This is a genomic window from Legionella santicrucis (genome assembly GCF_001468135.1).
Taxonomy (GTDB): Bacteria; Pseudomonadota; Gammaproteobacteria; order Legionellales; family Legionellaceae; genus Legionella; species Legionella santicrucis.
The window spans coordinates 768,798-789,072 of the sequence record NZ_LNYU01000091.1 but is presented as its reverse complement, the minus strand read 5'-3'; the positions used below and the strand labels follow the sequence as shown (position 1 = coordinate 789,072).

Here is a 20,275-nt window from a genome sequence, read left to right as displayed (position 1 = left end):
TTTTTGATGGCGTTTTTTGGGATGAGGGCCACGGCTAGTCAAACAAAAAATTATTGTCAAATAATGAAACAATTAGTGAAGGGCACGAGAGTGCTATTATTGAGCGTAATGCCAAAGTTCTTGGAGTCAGAGTAAATCCAATGCAATTAAAGAGGCAATAGGGCAAACTCCTTTACTTGGACGAGACGATATTTATTAAAAATGATTTTCCTTTACATGAAAAGATACAAAAAGTTCTGTTTTCAAATAAGATACTGGTTGATAGACTAAATGGAGAAAACTGAGTATCAAATCTACTGAAACAGCTATTCAATTGTTATACTAGTGTTTATTTATTGCATATAGCCCTTCTTAAATAGAGGGACGATACTCTAAGTAGGCTGGATCCACTGCTATTAAGTTAAGTATATCCGCAAACTGACATCTGAGTAAAACTCGGGATGACGTCTTAACTTAACGTGAGTTTTAGCATATGGAAAGATGATTAAATAAGACTAATAAAAAATAAATCTAAATGAAAATATCAATACGCTTAAAAAAATTAGCTTCAAAAAATTCAAAAAAAATCACTCTTAATCATTTATTAAATAAATTTCAACAAAAGGATAATCTTTTTTTGATTATTTTATTGGCTTTTCTTGCGATTACCCCTATATCCTTTATTCCAGGAGTTACAATACTATTTGGATTTTCTATCGCTTTAATTTCCGCTCAAATTTTAATGGGGCGAAATAAAATGTGGCTGCCTATGAAACTTAAAAATAGGCAAATACCTCATGATTTTAATGAAGGAATATTAAAAATCGTACCGTATGTGGTGTTTCTAGAAAAATATATAAAAAAGAGGGCATTACTTTTTAGTTCCAAATGGATTAAATATTTTTTTGTTGGTTTTATATTTATTCTAAGTTTTTTATTAATGATCCCAATTCCTTATCTAGATTTTATTACTTCTTTTGCCATTATCTTGATTTCTATAGGATTAATAGAAAAAGATGGGATTTTTTTAATTATGGCCGCTTTTTTGATAATAATTTATATATTTATTTTGTTTTATGCTTTAAATTCAAGCATTATTATAATTTATAAAGGTTTTCATTGGATTAAGTCACTTTGAAGGAAGGGTTTATTTTTTACCTAATTTATAGAAATTGAGATGAGCAATTCATTTGCAAATAAAATAAAAAAAGCGTACGACAACATTGCAAAAATTTGGCATGAGAAAAGGGATTGGTATATTGAACAACCATCAATTGATGAGATGATTACCCAACTTCATTCTGGCGCTACTATTTTAGATGTTGGTTGTGGTTCTGGAAAACCAATTGCCGCCTATCTTAAAAATCATGGTTTTCCTATTTATGGTCTAGATATTTCTCCAAAACAAATTGAATATGCCAAACAAATTATTCCAGAAAAGAACTTATTTATTGCTGATATCTTTGATTTTTCAACAAAAATGCGATTTGATGCCATCGTTTGTTGGTTTATGCTATTTCATATCCATGCGAGCCTTCATGAAACCGTTTTAAAAAAATTTTATGATCTTCTAAAACCTGAAGGACTATTATTAATAACTTTTGCCGACACAAGCCATCCTATCGAAAATGAATTTAAAATCATTGATGATTGTACTATTGAATCGGAAATGTTTGGTGAATATTTTTATCACAGTGGTCAGCCTACACAGCAAAACAGCCAACGAATATTAAATACAGGATTTTCTATCCTTTCTGATAAAATGGATCAGCCAGGAAATCAGGTTATTTTAGCGAAAAAAGAAGTAACTTAAGGTGAGCACGGGTCCTAATTGAAATGGTAAATCCAATATTTATCGAGCTTTTCATCTCTTATCACAAACTGTCATTGGTGGAGCTATCAACGCATTAGTCGAAAAGGAAGATTAAACTCGATTTTTTGGCCAGACCTGAAACTCTTTCTAACAATGATTTACGCTTAATACCATAGGCAAAACACATGATTTAGGTTAAAGTTCTTCAATTAATTTAAATGAGTCTATTTTTTTTATGCAACATCGGTTTGTTCATTTACGTGTTCACACAGAGTTTTCTTTAGTTGATGGTTTAGTGCGGGTAAAACCTTTAATGAAGGCTCTTCCTTCACGAGGAATGTACTCTGTTGCATTGACTGATCATTGTAATTTGTTTGCTGCTGTGAAGCATTACAAAAACGCAATTGATGCTGGAATAAAGCCTATTATTGGCAGTGATTTACCCTGCTATAATCCTGAATATCCTGATCGTGTTTTTTCTTTGATTCTTTTATGCCTCAATTCTGAGGGATATAAAAACTTAACGTGCCTTATTTCAAAAGCGTATCAGGAAGGACAGTATCAAGGTCAACCAAGGGTACAACATCAGTGGATTGCAGAGTATTCAGCTGGACTTATTGCATTATCGGGAGGAAAGTTTGGCGATATTGGACATGCTTTATTAGCAGATGATGAAGAATTAGCGATAAGTCGAGCACTATATTGGCAAGAGCTATTCGCCAATCGATTTTATTTAGAAATCCAACGAACTGGTCGATCTGATGAAGCGCTTTACAATGAAAAGCTAATTGCTTTAGCCAATAAATTGAAACTGCCATTAGTAGCAACTAATGATGTGCGTTTTCTGGATAAAGACGATTTTGAGGCCCACGAAGCACGTGTCTGTATTCATGAGGGATACACTTTAGCTGATCCTAGAAGAGAACAGAGATATAGTGCTCAACAATATTTACGCTCAGCAGATGAAATGCTCTCTTTATTTGCTGATTTGCCTTCAGCACTGACAAATACTGTAGAAATAAGCAAACGATGTACTGTAAAACTGGATCTCGGGAATAATTATTTACCTAATTTTCCTATTCCTGATGGTTCTACTGTTGAGAATTATTTGTCTCATTTATCAAAAATTGGTTTGGAAGAGCGTCTGCTGCAAATATTTAAAAACATATCACCAGAAGAATTCCTAATTTCTCGACAAGAATATGACACAAGACTCCAGATTGAATTAGACGTGATTAACAATATGGGATTTGCTGGTTATTTCCTGATTGTGGCTGATTTCATTCAATGGGCAAAGAAAAATGGTGTGCCTGTAGGACCAGGACGTGGCTCTGGAGCAGGCTCATTAGTTGCTTATGCTTTAAAAATTACAGATTTAGATCCTTTAGAATATGAATTGCTGTTTGAGCGGTTTTTAAACCCAGAACGGGTATCCATGCCTGATTTTGATATTGATTTTTGCATGGAAGGGCGCGATCGGGTCATTGATTATGTTGCCGAAAAATACGGCAGACAAAGTGTGTCACAAATTATTACTTTTGGTACTATGGCTGCAAAAGCGGTGGTTCGTGATGTGGGGCGTGTATTAGGACATCCTTATGGGTTTGTTGATAAATTAGCCAAATTAATTCCTTTTGAATTAGGTATCACGTTAAGCAAAGCATTAGAACAAGAAGAGGAACTTAAGCGCCGCTATACTGAAGAAGAAGAGGTTAAAGAACTTATCGATCTGGCATTAAAACTGGAAGGTATTACGCGAAATGCAGGAAAACATGCAGGGGGAGTAGTGATTGCTCCTTCCCAGCTAACTGATTTTACAGCTATTTATTGTGAAGAGGGTTCTACACAAATTGTAAGTCAATTTGATAAAGATGATGTGGAAGCGGCAGGTTTAGTTAAATTTGACTTTTTAGGTTTACGAACTTTAACCATTATCGATTGGGCCCTGGCTACGGTAAACAAACAACGGAGCCGTGAAGAATTACCCTCAATTGATATTAGCCACATTCCAACTGATGATCCGGCATCTTTTGATTTGCTAAAGGCGTGTCAAACAACAGCGGTGTTTCAGCTGGAATCACGTGGAATGAAAGAGCTTATTAATCGCTTACAACCCGATTGTTTTGAGGATATCATCGCTTTAGTTGCTTTATTTAGACCAGGTCCTTTACAGTCAGGAATGGTGGATGATTTTATTGATCGTAAACATGGACGTGCCGCAGTTGATTATCCTCATCCTGATTTGGAGCCTATTTTAAAGCCTACTTATGGGGTTATCTTATATCAAGAACAGGTCATGCAAATTGCTCAAGTTTTAGCAAATTATACTTTAGGTTCGGCAGATCTATTGCGTCGTGCTATGGGAAAGAAAAAACCTGAAGAAATGGCGAAACAGCGGGAAATTTTTACCGAGGGAGCGACAGCAAGAGGGGTTGATGAAAAAGTAGCAACTCATATTTTTGATTTAATGGAAAAATTCGCTGGCTATGGTTTTAATAAGTCTCACTCAGCAGCATATGCTTTAGTAGCGTATCAAACAGCATGGCTAAAAGCTCATTATCCAGCAGCTTTCATGGCTGCAGTAATGTCTTCGGATATGGATAACACAGATAAAGTAGTCACTTTTATTGATGAATGTGCCCATATGAAGTTAAAAGTTTTACCCCCATCTATCAATCACTCAATGTATCACTTTACTGTTATTGACGAAACTACAATTATTTATGGTCTGGGAGCCATAAAAGGGGTAGGTGAGTCTGCAATCGATTGTATTATTGATGCACGTGGCTCAGGAGAGAGTTACCTTGATTTATTTGGTTTTTGTCAACGATTGGATTTGCGGAAAGTAAATCGACGCGTATTAGAGGCATTGATCAAAAGTGGTGCTTTTGATGAATGGAAGATAGAAAGAGCAGTATTGACTGCTTCTTTAGAAAAAGCGCTAAAAGTAGCAGAGAAGGAACACCAAAATCAATCCAGCGGTCAGTTTGATCTATTCTCATTATTAGATGATGGCGCCAATGAGCAAGAATATGTTTTATGCAAATCTTGGTCTGAAGCTCAACGCCTGGAAGGTGAACGGGAAGTATTGGGTTTTTATTTGACTGGACATCCTGCTGATCAGTATCGACGTGAATTTAGTGATTTTATTGTACCAATAAGCCAATTAAATCCATCAATGCAAAAAAAAGCAATTATATGTGCTCAGGTAGTAGGTATTCGTAAAGTTGTGACGAAGCGAGGTAAAAAACTGGTGATTCTTGGCATGGATGATTCTACAGCACGAATAGATATTGTTATTTTTGATGAGCTTTTTGAGTCTTTTTCATCTACTTTGGCAACAGGTGATATGCTTGTTGTTGAAGGTGATGTAGCACATGATGATTATAATGGTGGGGTGAAAATGAGCGCTAGCTCTCTTTATGATGTACCTGCTGCACGTACAAAATTTGCTCGGTGTTTGGAATTACGTTTGCATGCTGAACATCAAGGTATTTTATCATCCATTCAGGCTTTGTTAAAAGCACACATTGGACGTTGCGCTGTCCAGTTTTCCTATTCTAACGAATATGCAAAAGCGCAATTAAGTTTGGCACCACAATGGAATATATCGCCTAGTGATGAATTACTTGGACTTTTAGCAAATCTTTTAGGTGAAGATAAAGCCATAATGAAGTATTAAGCTAAATTGCATTTAATCTCATTCGCAGAATGACCAATACCAGTGGGACTAAAACACCACAGTATTGTTTCAAAACTAGCAGGAAAATTGTTTTTGTTTGATGTTTGGCTATAATATAAAAATAAAAACCTAATAGGCCTTATTATGGACACTTTTTTTGATAAAAATATTAAAAAAACACCTAAAGACGCCGAAGACACCAGTTTACTTATTGTAATTCTAGCCGATGATTATCAGCTAAAGATGCCTGGATTACCGATAATACATGCATTATCACATGCAAGAAAGCATAGTAACACCTCTGCTATTATTGTAATGACAAATGGAGATATTTTAGATTTAGCTACTGATTTAGATAAAGTGAAATTAGATACAACACAAAAAACCAGGAACGGAGAAGATTACCTACCAAAAGCTCTAAATCAATTGAAGGATGAGGTAAAGCCATTGGGTGAAAGCTACTTTGATCTATCTTTAGTAATAGGAGGCGAACCAGGAGACATAAAGATAACAGAAGAGTTAGCAAAAGCATTATTTGAGTTTAATAAATCACGCATGACCGAGAAGGGAGTCATAAGAGTTCAAATTTGTAATTTCGCTGACAAAAAAATAGGAAATTCAGACAAAATTTTTGCAAATGAAATTACTCCTGATTTTTGTTTATGTAGTATACCTGAAGGGTTCAGTATTATTGCGCCTACAGGTATTCGAGCAATCGATCTATCAAAAGAAGAGAGTGGTTTTACGAGCATAACTGTCTTTAATGAACTTAAAGTTCCTCTAAAACGTATGCTTTCCGATAAGAAAAAATTATCAAATGAAGAAATTATGAAAAAAATACCTCGCGATATTATAGTAGAAATTGTAGACCTTAATGAGCTCTATAAAAAAAATGCATCTCCAAATCTAAAGTATTAGCGTATTATTTGAAACTTTATGCCGCTTGGTACAGATTTTAAATCCATATCGATATATCGGCATAAAATTTTTTCCTGTGCATTCATGAGCAAAGGTATATCTACTCTATTTATGGTAAGTTTTGCTTTCAACCTACTAATAATTTATCCATTTTTGCAGCACAAATGAAATCATTATGACTCAAACCCTTCAATGCATGGGTCATGAAATGAACATGGCAATAGTTATAACCAATTTCTAAATCAGGATGATGGTTTTCGGTATTAGCTATCCATGCAAGAGCATTGACAAAAGCCATAGTTTCATAAAAATTTTTAAAGGACAAACTGCGTCTGATGCTGCGGTTATCCGCGCTGACTGCCCAATTTTTATCTAATTGTGGCAATAAGTTCTTTATTTGCTCTGCATTTAATGCAGCACCTATGCCTTCGCATGATTCACAATGTTTGCTGCTTAAGTCACTTGTCATTTTCTTTCCTTACTTATAATAATTATTTAATGCCTCAAGAAAGCGAGTATTTTGCTCCTGGGTTCCTATAGTAACCCTAATGTAATGGTTCATTTTATATGGATGTAAAGGACGAACAATAATACCCTGATCCAAAAGATAGTTATAGAGTGGCATTCCATCTTCTTTGCAGTTGAAAGTAAGAAAATTGCATGCTGAGGGTAAATAATCAATATTTAATTGATCTAATCCCTGGCGTATTTGCATCATTCCATCTGCATTAGTCTGTAAGCTTAGCCGCAAAAAGTCCTCATCATCTAAGGCCGCATAAGCGGTATTAAGCGCTACCTGATTAACGGTAAAAGGTAATTGTACACGTAGTAAAATTTCAATAATAGAAGGATGGGCGATGGCATAACCGAGACGCACACCAGCCAACCCGTAGATTTTTGAAAAAGTTCGAGTCACTATGAGGTTAGGGTGTTGCATTATCCATTCAATGCTATTGTAACACAGTTGCGATTCTGCAAATTCAAAATAAGCTTCATCAACCACTAATAAAGTACTTTCTGGTATAGATTCTAAGAGGCGTTTTATTTCATTTGGATCAACAGGAACTCCTGTAGGATTATTTGGATTTGCTAGAAAAATGATACTTGTTTCGGCAGTGCAGGCATCAATTAAGTTGTCTATATTGATTTCCCAGTTTGGATTGATTGTTACGCTGCGAACCGGAATATTAAGTGAATGTGCTTGAATGGAATAAGTACTAAATGCATAATCGTGAGTCAGTATATGTTTTTCATTATGTAAACCAAAACAAGTAAGTAACATATTGAATATAAAGTCTGAACCATTGCTTAAAAAAAGCTGGTTGCTGTTGATCTTGAGTTTATTTGCAAGTTTGATCATTAAAGGATGATGGAGTGGCGAAGGATAAGTAGCAAGCACATGAGAGGACATATCTTGCAACGCAGCTAAGGCTAATGGACTACAACCCAAAGGATTTTCATTACTTGCCAATTTAATAATATTGTTTATTCCCTTTTCATGAGCTAATTCTTCTATAGATTTGCCTGGTTTATAAGGGATTAAAGCGCGTATTCCTGGATGGGGTAATTGTTGAAAATTAACTGCCATAAATGGTTCCTTGCCTTTTAAAAATTTAAATATTAACTAAAATAGCCTACTGCGGTGCATTTTTTCAAAACAAACTTTACACCGCTTTAGCAAGCGCATTCAAGTATTTTTGTGGCTGCGGTATAAGTATCTCCATTATTTTAACCAAATGACGTCGATAATGGTGTTTAAAAAAACCATCATGATAAGTTTTTGATTTTATTTAATGGTCCATAAAAAAATAGTAGATGTTTTTCTTGAATTTTTTATTTCATGACATTAACCTTTGAAGGGCAAATCCAACTAAAGGAAAATGGAATATGAATCAGCAAAAGGGATTTTCCCTTATCGAAGTATTATTGTCTTTATTCTTAGTAACTACTCTAGCCCTTGCATTATTGCAGCAACAATCGCAAAGCAAATACATGTTAAATCAGTTGGTGACACGAATACAAGCGACTTATTATCTTGATCAAATTGAAGAAACTTTAACAGCCCAAATTAAAAAACATCCATTCCTTCCCCCTTTTTTCCATCTGGTTTTACAGCATAAAGATCAAGATGTACTTGTAAAACTTGCCTGGCATGAGCAATTAGATTTCATAAACCGGAAACATAGTTCTATTGAGCTAAAGTGAATGAAAAAACAAGGGGGCATGAGTCTTTCAGAAGTATTAATCAGTCTTTTTTTAGCAAGTGTGATTATGACGACGTTAATTCAGTTTTATTTAGAAAGTAAGCATCAATACCTGGAGATAGAAAAAATTCTAGAATCTGATTTTGATGTGCAATGGGTAGGTGATTTATTAAGTGACAGTATTCGGCGAGCAGGATTTACTCCTTGTTTAGGCCTTGATCAATTAAACGTGATTGATCATAGGAATTATCAGAATAATATTCATGCGCTGAAGGTTGAAAATCACCCCTCACAATTCATTCAAGTGAGTCGAATGAAGGAGAGTTTTGCAAAGTTAATTAAAATAGAAAGTCCAACTACTCTGTTAGTGCAGCATCTGGTTGCATTAAATGAAAAACGACCTTTATTAATTGCTGATTGTAACCATGCTGAAATACATGAACTCATGGGCATTAATCAGCAAGCTAACGAAACACGAATTATTTTAAAAAAGCCCTTAATCTATTTTTATGAAACATCTGCTTATGTGGGCGAGTTTTTAGAAGAGCGTTGGTTTATTAAGAAAAATGCTAAAAGACAAAATACTCTTTATTATCAATGGGTACAAACTGAAGAAGTAACCTCTTTAGTCCATTCTTTATCTATAAAAAAACAGTTTATTCAAAACAAACAGTTTCTGGAAGTAACTTTAGGCTTAGAGGATGATAAGACACATAAAATTATGATTACAGTACGTGGATCATGAATAAGGAAAAGGGATTTATTTTTACAATAACCTTGTTGATGATTACGGTGATTAGTTTGCTTTTGTTAGCTTCTATGCAACATATTTTATTATACTACAAGGTAATTAATAGACAAGAAGAGTCACATAAGAACTTTTATAACTTAGAAAATGTCGCGAGACAATTATCCCAAAAATACGTGCTAGTATCTACTCCTAACTGTGTTATTAAAGAAGAATCCCAGAACCAAGTGCTTCATAAATTGCTTCATCACCAAGGTTGTTCTTTGTCGAATGAGGGATTGCAGTATGAGTATCTTATTGAGGATTTAGGTGATTTTCCTTGCCTAATTGCGGGTAGTAAAAATCCAAAATATGCAACACATCATCAGCGATTATCTGTTGTTCAACTTGATAAGGGTAGGCCTTTATCTTTTTTACAAGTGAGATTGATTGCTGTTGGGAAGTTGGCAAATTGTTTTGCTAAAGAACATGTCATTTCTATAGGAATAAGTAGTTGGTGTTACTTATCCTTATAGTGTAGTGACTAAAATTAGCAATGATTTTGAATTTTTTAATAAAATACAAATAAATTTCAACCAATGTCTATTGTTTATTTACAATTTTTAAAAAGTATTTAAAATCAAAATATTATTAATTCAATTTTTTTCTCAACCCGATTAGAGAAATACACTTAAATGTGAAAATTACGCATTTTTGTTGCAATATATTCCATAACGTGTAAAAATTGCTCTCCTTATGAAAACGAAAATACTTTATACAATACTTTTTCTAACCTTAATCGCCTTTAGCATTTCGCTCAGGGTATTTTGGTTCATTAAACAGCAGCCACCAAAGCAGCCTGAAATTATATTTAAAGAGGCTGATTTTGAACGATTACCTGGATGGAAGTCAGCTGATTTAAAAAAATCTTTGCAGACATTTCAGGTATCTTGTCGTGCTTTCATTCGACAGAACCCGGAACAAATTGTTGGTACCGATCAGATTGATTTGCAAGTAAAAGATTGGCAGCCTGCGTGTGAGGCGGCTTTAAAAATTACTCCTGATGCAGAAAAACAAGCCAAGCAATTTTTTGAAGAATGGTTTACTCCTATAGAGTTTACAGATAACAATGGGAAGCCAGGTTTGTTTACAGGTTATTATGTACCTGCTATTAAAGGCAGTTATACTGAGTCTAAAGAGTTTCATGTTCCTATTTATGAAACACCTAATGATTTAGTGACTGCTGATCTGGGTTTGTTTTTTAATGATTTAAAAAATCGTCGTATTGTAGGTCGGTTAGAGGATAAGAAATTTGTTCCTTATTACACACGTGAACAAATTAATAAGGGTGCTATCGAAGAAAAAGCAAAGGTTCTTGTTTGGATTAATAGTCCTGTAGACCGGTTATTTTTAGAAATCCAAGGTTCTGGTCTTATCGAGCTTGAAGACGGTAATAATATTTATATCGGTTATGATGCACAAAATGGGGCACCTTACACTGCAATTGCGGGCGTATTGATTAAGCAAGGTGTTATGACAAAGCATAATGCATCCATGCAGGGAATTAAGCGCTATTTAGAAGCTCATCCAAAACAAATGGATAAAATAATTAATCAAAACAAGTCATTCGTTTTTTTCAAAAAAATGGCTGATGGGGTTGCTCTTGGTTCACAAGGTGTGGCATTAACACCTGGATATTCTCTTGCTATAGACAAACAATGGGTTCCTATGGGGGCTCCACTTTGGTTAAGTACCTCGCGGCCCGATAGTACACAACCTGATACAAGTAAGCCCATGCAACGTTTAATGATTGCTCAAGATACTGGTGGAGCTATTCGTGGAAAAGTGCGCGGAGATGTATTTTGGGGCGGGGGTGAGAAAGCAACTCTAATCGCAGGTCATATGAAAAATGAAGGGCATTATTGGATTCTGTTGCCCAAGCAAGCAATTTCTCGATTGGAGAAGAATAAGCTGATTTCTGAAAAATCAACTAAATTATAAAGCGAATTGTTTGCAGTAAAGAGATATTCAGTTAAATTTTTTCTTATCCCGATTGCTGAAAGTGTCTAAAAACAAATGAGAGAATTTAGAAAGTTGTCATTCCCGCATAAGCGGGAATTCATTTATTAAAGGGTATCAATAGAATTAACTTTGATGTTCAGTTACTGTTTTAATTGTGGCTGATTTATTATCTGTTTCTTTTTTCTCAGGTTTGAGGTTATTGGGCGTCTCTACACTATTACTTAATGGTTGTGCTGTATTTCCTTTTAAAGCATCAGCAAGACTGATGAATTTGTATCCATTTTTCCGGTACATTTCTATAATGTCTTCTAAACATAAACTATTTAGAAGATTTGCGTGAATCAATAAGATCTGTTTTACAGGTTGGCCATCAACCTTTTTGGACCTATGCTCTGCTAAAAGAGTTTGTTTCCAAATGTACGCCAAATAACGTTTTTTAAAATCAGGTAGGTTTTGTGCTCTTTTTCTATAGGGTATTTTATAGAATCGCGCATTAAACTCATAATCTTTGCTATCAATAGTCACAGGGGCTATTGTGTATTGGTGCTCGGCCAAATAATCATAGACTTTTTGCTTTTTTGGTCCTTTGCCTTCAGCAAGATATGGATAACGGAAATATTTAGGTTCAGTCATGACTGGAGCTAAAACAGAATCTGCCCGATCTATATCTGCAATGTATTTAGTAGCACTCATGTTATTGAGGCTTTTGTGGGTATAAGTGTGATTGCCTAAAGAAAAGCCTTGATTACGGAAGGTTTCTAACAAGTACCATTCATTTTTCGCTACAGCTTCACCGATAACAAATCCTGTTGCAGGTACTTGGTTATCAACAAGTGCTTTAACTATAGCCATGAAGCGATTTTCAGTTCTTTTCAGGCTTGCTGGGGTACTAGAACCAGAACCCACAAAGGGTAAATCATCAATTGTGATTGCAATCTCTTTTTCTTCAGCAAAACATGGAGAGTTAAGCAGACACAACAAAAAAGTTACACCTGTCCATCGAAGTAACATGATATCCCCTATATTTATAGTTGTTTTTAAATTTACTATAGTAGACATTTATAAAAAATGCGTAATTCTTTATAACTTATTGTTTGTAAATGATTTTATATTTTTTATGCTTCAATATAGGCATTCTGATATCTTTTGTAAGGTAATTTATCTATAGACTACATATTGATTTCTCACTGTTTAAAATATATTAATTAACTATGGCCAATTTATTTGGATGGTAAAAATGAAATTTATCATTACTAAAAAAAATAGTGAGGACTCAATAACTTTGAATCTTGAACCAACAGCGACAGTTAATGATTTATTTTTAGGTCTTTACGAGTATCGAAGTAAAAGCTATAGGCATCTATCTTTTAGCGAATATCAAAAGTACATTTCGATATATCAATATTTTTTATACGGAGATCAATTTAAAAAGAAATGGCTTCCTGAGCTCCCTTTAGCCGATTTTCAACCTAAAGATCCATGTTATTTAACTTGGGAAGAATCTCCTGAGAGTCAATATCTTTTAACGCATAATAATCTTGATTCTATAAGAAGTAGCGTTCTTTTTTGGCAAGCCAATACGAAATCCAATAAGTTTGGGATTGATGAAGATATGTCGGTTCAGAGTAGAGACGGCATGGGGTTTTGGTAGTTAATCCTCATATTCCTCAGCTTGAAGATGGGCTCTGGTTTTAATAAGAATTTGTATCCCGAATTCACGTTAAATGTAAGTATGATGTCCTCTAAGGCATTATCTGCTTTAGAGGATGTACTTTTTATAAGCATCTCTTATTAGGATTATTTGCACAGTAGTGTGCATAATACATCCTTAACTTAGACGTGAATGCATTTGGTTCTTGATCTAAAAGAAAAATTAATTCGGGTTGTAACAATAAATAATCAGATTTTTTTAAAATATGGGTATAGACTGACTCACCACCTGGAGAAAACCATTTGGTAAATAATGGAATAATTGTGGCACTTTCATTGGAATTAATACGGCGATGAATGTCTGCAATTAATTCTTTACGGACATCAAAAAAGTTTTGAAAGCTGTGGGTTTGATTTTCGTGATAGTAACGCAAAATAATTTGACCATATTCATCTTTTCGAATACCGGCATCAAAGTTTAATGAAACGATTACTTTTTTTGCTTCCTCAATATTAAAAGGAGCGCCCATTAAATCTTGTCCATTATATTCATGAATATAGCTTTTTAAGTATTCAACTGCTTGATCGGTTACAGGATCAAAATAGGCATTAATAGTATAGTTTTTAGCAATATCGGGGTTTTCTGCATCATAACTGCAATAAGTGATTATATTATAATAAATCATTGTAACAGGTAGCTTCTCGACAAAAAACTCATTAATTTTTTGCTGTACTTGTTCACAATTTAGAGTAGAGTCTTGTAATTGTACTTTCTCCATACGCACTACATGTGTTGGGTAGTCTATAGTTCTTCGCGCAATGGGTAATCCAGAATCGCTATCGACTTCATTAGAATACCTTTTGATAAGTGTATGATCGGGCGTAGCTAACTTGGGAACAACTATCTCCGTTGCAGCATGCGGTGTATTAAATAATAAGCTTGTCAGTAATAATACATAAGAAGGTATTTTCATTGTTCATTCCTTGTTAAGTTAGAAATCCATTTCACAACAACAAATTATTCTAGAACCAAAAAACTCAACGCACAATGTTATATATAAGTTCTTGGAGAGACTGTATAGAGTATCATCAAAACATACGTTAACTGATTAATGAATGGTCCATGTGATAATGCTGCCTGTGTAGTAAGAGACATTGCTTTGGTTACCGTACCAATACTGATTGATAGGTAACGAAATGCCGACCTGGACAACTATTTTGGGAGTAGAAAACCAAAGTGAAGGGGTTATGTAAATAAGATTTCCGCCTGTATTAGGAACTGTATTTGATGCGAGTGTAGTCTTGGCACTGTATTGGCCATTTAATTCAAGTAATCCTGCAAATATATATTTTTTTTCTTTACTTTTGATATCGCGTCCTATACCCAGATTATAATAATATTGGGTCCCTTGCTGAATTGAATCATGCTTTTCGATGAGTAATACTCCAGGAGCTAAAAAACCATACCAGTCAATGGACATACGAGAATATGTAGTTCCAACAAAATAGCTATTTGCGCTAAAACTGGCAGGTGAATTTTTTCTTGAAAATCCTGATACTCGTTGACGTGGATTATTTTTTTTAGAAATTGTATCTAAGTTACTCACTGGGAACGTAGGCGAGAAAATAATGGTTGCCTGGTCGGAGTATTTTGAATTTTCGAAATTATAAAAAGCATATTCTAAATCAATAGCAAGATCGCCTATCCCAGACCGAGTTATAGTGCCATTATTATATCTGAAAGCATAAGGTAACGTGACCAGGAGAGACATGGAATCTGTAATTCCATAAAGTAAGGAGGGATCTCCCTCTAAAATGCTTTGTCCTTTGCTATATATATAACTAGGAAGATATGAAACAATAAATTGATTTTTATCCACTATATTTTGCCCAAAGGAAAAAAAGGGGCCTAGTTGTTGTGATGTTCCCAATGCATAATTTCCTATAGGAGGGGGGGCGTTCGTTAATAAAGACTGATTCGCTGCGGAGTTATTTGCGTAAATAATTAGTAATAAAAATACTTCTCTAAGTCTTAGATGGTAAATACGTTCTTGCATCCTGCATTCCCTTTCAATCTATTCGTTTTTATCTTTATAAAATTAATCAAAATTTTTTAATTTACATCGGGTTTTAAATATAACGTACACAAAAAGCATGCAGCCAATGCGATGACACAACAAAGTATAATGGGTGCAATAATAGAAACTACGATGAGTAAACCGCCAAAAAGACAAATAACAGCATCACCCAATGTTCGTAAGCTTAATTGTGCTCCCATCACTTCTCCTTGAATAGCAGAATGTGTTCTATTAGAGATATGAATCGTCATGGTTGTTGTAACGCTGGTGATACTAAAACCAATGAGCGCAAAAAATAAAAACATGGGAATACGATATTGAAAAGCAACCATGCAGGCAAAAATCAGGGTTGTTGCCATCATGGAAAGGATAATAACTTTATGAATGGGAATGTGTTTTGAAAGATGGCGTGGAAGCCACGATGCACCTAAAGCAAGGGTTGCTGATAAAGCCGCATTATAAATAGCGATCATTGCCGGAGACATGAGCCATTTTCCAGCAAGATAAACTGGTCCAAATTCGTAAAAAATATCTACAGCGAAGGTAAAGAGTGTGCTGATAAGCAACAAATGTTTTAAATGGGGATTATTTTGAAATAATAACCAGAATTGACGAGCAATATTCAGTTGATTCCATACCGACTCTTTTGTCGAAATGCTCTGTCCTTTATGTTCTGGTAATTTCCACCAAGCAAGTGCCCATGTTGCAATAGTAGCCAGAGCTGCAATAGTAAAAGGAAAAGTCCAGGAGAACCATGGAATAATCTTCGAATCCGATAACAAACCACCAATGACTGGTCCAATAATATAACCAATGGCAGCCATACTGTTGATTCTGCCAAAACTCACAAATTTGTTGATAGTTGTCAATTCGGAAGCATACGCTCGTGCAACTGCAAAGGTTCCTTCCATAAATCCAGTTAAAAAGCGACTGAATAACAAGAGCCAAAAACAATTTGTCCAAAATGATAGCACTGTGAGTAAATAGCCAAGTAAACTCCCAGTTAAACTTAGAATGAGTATTTTTTTTCGACCATATAAATCAGAGTTTTTTCCTAGAATGGGGGCTCCAATGAATTGTCCTAATGGAAAAGTTGCCAGAGTAATCCCCAGTAAAATACGTCTTCCTGTTTCACTCCAATCAGCTCCAATAATTGAATGGCTGCTTGAGTGTAAAAATAAGGGTGGAAAAATTGGGTAAGCAATGGATGAGCTAAGAAAGCTGATTAGAACAATTAATAAAATAATCCATAATTGCTTTTTTTCTTGATTTATTTGGGTATTCATTATTTATGTCAAAATAAATTTACCTTAGAAATGTTCAAAGCTTAACATACGAATCAATAGGATATCCAATAATTTACCCTGGTGCTTTAAAACCTACCAAAACAGGTGTTGCATCATTGCTGTTCTCTTTATTTGCTGTAATAAAAACACATAAGTTATTTAATTCCTTTTCAATATTAGTTGCTAAATTTTGCACAAAGTTATAGCGACCTTTAGATTGTTCTCCCTTATATTTTGTTAAATAAACGTTACAATGCTCCTGTATAGTACATAAAGATTCGACTCGCAGGGTGGTCATGGTATCGGGGGACAAATTTTTATACGCGTCAACGGCATCTTTAATTTTTTGAGCTTCTTTCGAAGTTGTTGTTCCTATAAAACCATTTTCCCACAAAAGTATATGCGCATGGAAACTTTTAGTTACTATTAAAGGTTTTTCTCCTGGCTTATTATTTATATTAATTTTCGTATATGCAAAATCACGCCCATTTAAGGCCGTTGTGTTTTGATTCAAAAGCGAGATTTCCTCTTTTGCGCGATTAATTTTATCTAAAATCTCATGATCATGTGCTGCTAAAGCGCTTCTCATTTTTTTCCAGGAGGTCGCAGATAAGGTATTTTTCAATTCACCAGTTGCTGTATATACAGAGCCTACTGAAATCATCTCAGAACCTATATCTTTTACAAAGAAAATATCAGGAAACACATTAGAAACAATATTATTCCAAATATTTCCTGTTGTTTTCACCAGAGTATGTAATGGTTTTAAATTTTTTAGTGTATGTGTCAGTCCCGAAAAAATTTGCCCTCCTACAATATAAAAAGGGGCGAGAACAATATCAAAAACCATCCATTTGACATCGCTCGGGCTAGGGCCGCGGCCATAACTTATAGCTTCATTTGCCATTTTTGCAGCTGAAATAGCTGAGGCTGTATAAGAAATAAAACCAATTGTACCTAATATACCTGCTATAGGGAGAAGGGGAGGGACAAAAATACCGATTATGGCAAAAATTGCTGCAGGAACTCCAACACCTAAACCAATAAAAGAGGTGATTGTGGAGAGATCATTAGCAATAGCTTCATGGATTGTTAGTTTTTTTGCACCTTCATAATGACAGTCTAGGAGTCGTTTTGACAGTACTTCCAGTTGAGTTATTTTTTTTTGTTGATCCTCATCGGCTTTGCTCTTTAAAGCATAAGCAAGCATTGTTATTTGTTTATGGGCTTTTAAACAATCCTGACGGGTTTGTATATTTAATAAAGCAGAGATATTCAGTATTTTTTGAAAATCTTTTTTGATCTCTTCAAGTAATTGTTCTTCTTGCTTTTTAGAACGACTAATTTCATACAAGGTTTGTGCGATCGCACGTAGCAAGCATCTTTCCTTTAGTAGTGCTAGGTATTTTGTATATTTTTTTTCAAAATCATTGATTTCCTTAATTTTTAAGGGATCGTTTTTATATTCTTTTTGTGCTTTTTTAATTAATTCAGCAACGTGTTCACTCGCGGGACTATCTTTACCCTTCTTTTCTATTTTTGTTTCAAAAAGACGCGCCCCAGACCACAATTCAGGATAATTCAGAATGCTGTATTGCTGATTTGTTATTTTGGTGAAATCAAGATACAAAGGGGCATTTTTTTTAATCCAAGATTCATGTTCATTTTGAATCGTTTGGTTAATGCTGTCTATGTCTATATAACTTAGAGAAATAGCCATCTTAACCCCGAAACAAAGTACATCTTTAACGTAATTATAGGTTCGTTTTTGTGATTGATCGCAGCAGCAAAAAATAAAATTGAAAAATCTTTACGAATTTTTGGCATGGCTTATTCTTTAATGACAGCAAACTTACACCTTTGATGTGTTAGGAATCAACATGTGGAATTTTTCGATTTTTCATGTCACCGATCACTATAGTCACTGGTTTCTTATCTGTTTGTGTATTGGTTCCATCCATCCCTAGAAAGTCATCATAAGAAAAGGCATAAGCATTCGTATAGCTCTCTTGTGGCTGTTCTATATTTTTATCGAAACTCAATGCATGCACGGCCTCAGAATAAACATTCACACATGGAGCATCTTGCGTAACTCCGCATTGATTTACAACATAATCTACAGAATTATCAATATTGTTGAAGTAATAGGGAAGCAACTGCTGCATTTGTTCTTTATTTTTAAAAACAGGATTACCTTGTGAATCAAAAAAATCCTTACCTATAAATGCTGATTCTTTTCGCATTAACATCCCTGAAACAATCGCAGCAGTCAGATCTCGGGCAAGGGTTGAATCTATTGCACTACGATTATTAAATGGTGTTTGTGCTCCCATGAAAATGGAATTGCTTGCTTGCGGTGAATCCAATTTATACGATACGGATTCGGAACTTGAGCCATTTTCAGGTGTAAAGACTAAGGTTTGAGTGCTGGGTTTAAAAGCACCCGACCAAACTCCTTTTTTTAATTCTTTTAAGTCAATCTTGATGGAATGATTTGTAGATGAAGAATAGTACCTACTCAGTTCATTGATATAATTGGTAAAATATCCATTAAATCGATGACCAAATCTTCCTGGAGCATCAATTCGCATCAACGCATTTTCTGAATTATAAATAACGAGGCTTGACCATTCTGAATGTTCCCAGCGTTGAGCGCATTCGGATGAGTTTAATATTTCTCCGGCGGCATGACAAATGATCGATTTCATATTTTTTATGACGCCATCAAGTCCACCAAAATGTCCATATTCATGACCTGCCTGCTGAATGGTGTAGGGGATGGCAAGAAAATCGACACCAGTTGGATTAATAACCGTTTCACCATGAGTATTGTAATTAAATTCGACCTTATCAAAAAGTGTTTCATTTGTAGTCGTTTTTGGGTTATTTACATCAGGCTGGATTGGCGTTAATGTTCCCTTGTCTGTGGGTATGTCTAATGCATTTCCAAAAGAAATATAAATTCTGCCTGAAGTAAGGTAGGGTATGCAGGCTTGCGCCATTCCTTCTGAGCTAGGGGTTAATTCTGATAATGAAATACCATAATCTTTTCCATTCATATTTATGTCTGTAATATCAATAAGTGTACCTACATGATTGCTATCATGAAATCTTACATAAGCATGTTTTTTTGTTGTTGGATCAATACCTAATACCACAATATAAGTATTTTTATTTTCAATGTGTGTATTGTTGGTTTTTGATAAGTCAAAGCTCACTGACATACCACCATCAACACATTCATTTTGCGAAAAAGCACACTCACTTACAGCTAACAAACCAGTCAATCCGAGCGTTAAAATGCTTACTTTATTTATTTTAAAAATATTCATCACAGAACCTCTATTAAGGCGAAAATCGGTTTAGTGTCGTATTTGGAATTCATTGGTGTCAAAATGTACATATTTTAACTCATCTTGTAAAGTATTTGATCTTTTTAGGGGGACTTGGTTTATGCTGCCGCAAAATCGTCAATTCCTATCTTTGTTCTTAATCTTCTGCATATAGATATAGAGAAAATTGATCTTTAGAAGACCGTCACCCTCTGCGAAAGCAGGGGGTCTATAGCCGCGGTAAGGTAAATTTGGAACAAAAATTGTTGTTTTGTGGACCTCCCACTTTCGTGGAAGGTGACGAATTTTGTACATATAGGTATAGAGAAGGTTGAGCTTTATAAGACCGTCACCCTCTGCGAAAGCAGGGGGTCTATAGCCGCGGTAAGGTAAATTTGGAACAAAAATTGTTGATTTGTGGACCTCCCGCTTTCGTGGAAGGTGACGAATTTTGTATCTATAGGTATAAGAGAATGTTGAGCTTTATAAGACCGTCACCCTCTGCGAAAGCAGGGGGTCTAAAGAGCGCGCTGTAAGATAAATTTGGAACACGGATTGTTGTTTTGTGGACCTCCCGCTTTCGC

At 34.9% G+C, this 20,275-nt stretch carries 17 protein-coding genes; 9 read left to right on the top strand and 8 right to left on the bottom strand.

Annotation, left to right across the window (positions count from 1 at the left end; all coding sequences use genetic code 11):
* Positions 1-514 precede the first annotated feature (514 nt).
* The 4 genes from Lsan_RS21125 (at position 515) to Lsan_RS21110 (ending at position 6,392) form a co-directional block, all read left to right on the top strand.
* Positions 515-1,117 carry an exopolysaccharide biosynthesis protein gene (locus tag Lsan_RS21125; RefSeq protein ID WP_058516061.1) on the top strand — a complete coding sequence of 201 codons (603 nt, stop codon included), beginning with the start codon at positions 515-517 and terminating at the stop codon, positions 1,115-1,117.
* Between the two features lie 39 nt (positions 1,118-1,156).
* Positions 1,157-1,792 (top strand): class I SAM-dependent methyltransferase, encoded by a 636-nt coding sequence (locus tag Lsan_RS21120; protein ID WP_058516060.1) that lies wholly within the window; start codon positions 1,157-1,159, stop codon positions 1,790-1,792.
* Between the two features lie 235 nt (positions 1,793-2,027).
* Complete coding sequence (gene dnaE / locus Lsan_RS21115) at positions 2,028-5,474, top strand: DNA polymerase III subunit alpha (protein WP_058516059.1); 3,447 nt, start codon at positions 2,028-2,030, stop codon at positions 5,472-5,474.
* 144 nt (positions 5,475-5,618) lie between these two features.
* Positions 5,619-6,392 (top strand): hypothetical protein, encoded by a 774-nt coding sequence (locus tag Lsan_RS21110; protein WP_237762232.1) that lies wholly within the window; start codon positions 5,619-5,621, stop codon positions 6,390-6,392.
* Positions 6,393-6,519: 127 nt separating this feature from the next.
* Here Lsan_RS21110 and Lsan_RS21105 read toward each other — a convergent pair whose 3' ends face one another.
* Both Lsan_RS21105 and hisC read right to left on the bottom strand, forming a co-directional pair.
* Positions 6,520-6,861, bottom strand: coding sequence for a 4a-hydroxytetrahydrobiopterin dehydratase (locus Lsan_RS21105; protein ID WP_058516058.1), 342 nt, complete (start codon positions 6,859-6,861; stop codon positions 6,520-6,522).
* A gap of 9 nt (positions 6,862-6,870) precedes the next feature.
* Positions 6,871-7,980, bottom strand: a complete 1,110-nt coding sequence (gene hisC / locus Lsan_RS21100; RefSeq protein WP_058516057.1) for a histidinol-phosphate transaminase — start codon at positions 7,978-7,980, stop codon at positions 6,871-6,873.
* A gap of 299 nt (positions 7,981-8,279) precedes the next feature.
* Here hisC and Lsan_RS21095 point away from each other — a divergent pair, with 299 nt between their 5' ends.
* The 4 genes from Lsan_RS21095 (at position 8,280) to mltA (ending at position 11,324) form a co-directional block, all read left to right on the top strand.
* Positions 8,280-8,597 (top strand): type IV pilus modification PilV family protein, encoded by a 318-nt coding sequence (locus tag Lsan_RS21095; protein ID WP_058516056.1) that lies wholly within the window; start codon positions 8,280-8,282, stop codon positions 8,595-8,597.
* Positions 8,598-9,341: a PilW family protein gene (locus tag Lsan_RS21090; RefSeq protein WP_058516055.1), complete on the top strand. Its 744-nt coding sequence runs from the start codon at positions 8,598-8,600 to the stop codon at positions 9,339-9,341.
* Positions 9,338-9,859, top strand: a complete 522-nt coding sequence (locus Lsan_RS21085) for a hypothetical protein (protein ID WP_058516054.1) — start codon at positions 9,338-9,340, stop codon at positions 9,857-9,859. Before Lsan_RS21090 ends, Lsan_RS21085 begins: the two co-directional genes overlap by 4 nt.
* Positions 9,860-10,079: 220 nt before the next feature.
* Positions 10,080-11,324: a murein transglycosylase A gene (gene mltA, locus Lsan_RS21080; protein WP_058516053.1), complete on the top strand. Its 1,245-nt coding sequence runs from the start codon at positions 10,080-10,082 to the stop codon at positions 11,322-11,324.
* Between the two features lie 144 nt (positions 11,325-11,468).
* On the opposite strand, the gene Lsan_RS21075 is transcribed toward mltA, so the two are convergent.
* Entirely contained in the window at positions 11,469-12,356 is an 888-nt protein-coding gene (locus tag Lsan_RS21075; protein ID WP_058516052.1) for a polysaccharide deacetylase family protein, read from the bottom strand.
* 226 nt (positions 12,357-12,582) lie between these two features.
* On the opposite strand from Lsan_RS21075, the gene Lsan_RS21070 reads away from it, so the two are divergent.
* Entirely contained in the window at positions 12,583-12,996 is a 414-nt protein-coding gene (locus Lsan_RS21070) for a hypothetical protein (protein WP_058516051.1), read from the top strand.
* 124 nt (positions 12,997-13,120) lie between these two features.
* Here Lsan_RS21070 and Lsan_RS21065 read toward each other — a convergent pair whose 3' ends face one another.
* From Lsan_RS21065 to Lsan_RS21045, 5 genes are all read right to left on the bottom strand, one after another.
* A complete protein-coding gene (locus Lsan_RS21065) occupies positions 13,121-13,969 on the bottom strand; it encodes an Lpg0189 family type II secretion system effector (RefSeq protein WP_058516050.1) in 849 nt (282 codons plus the stop codon).
* Between the two features lie 135 nt (positions 13,970-14,104).
* Positions 14,105-15,052 carry a hypothetical protein gene (locus Lsan_RS21060; RefSeq protein WP_058516049.1) on the bottom strand — a complete coding sequence of 316 codons (948 nt, stop codon included), beginning with the start codon at positions 15,050-15,052 and terminating at the stop codon, positions 14,105-14,107.
* Positions 15,053-15,108: 56 nt separating this feature from the next.
* Positions 15,109-16,359 carry an MFS transporter gene (locus Lsan_RS21055; RefSeq protein ID WP_058516048.1) on the bottom strand — a complete coding sequence of 417 codons (1,251 nt, stop codon included), beginning with the start codon at positions 16,357-16,359 and terminating at the stop codon, positions 15,109-15,111.
* 73 nt (positions 16,360-16,432) lie between these two features.
* Positions 16,433-18,079 carry an AAA family ATPase gene (locus tag Lsan_RS21050; protein ID WP_058516047.1) on the bottom strand — a complete coding sequence of 549 codons (1,647 nt, stop codon included), beginning with the start codon at positions 18,077-18,079 and terminating at the stop codon, positions 16,433-16,435.
* Positions 18,080-18,227: 148 nt separating this feature from the next.
* Positions 18,228-19,691, bottom strand: a complete 1,464-nt coding sequence (locus Lsan_RS21045) for a glycoside hydrolase family 64 protein (protein ID WP_083505202.1) — start codon at positions 19,689-19,691, stop codon at positions 18,228-18,230.
* Between the last annotated feature and the right edge of the window lie 584 nt (positions 19,692-20,275).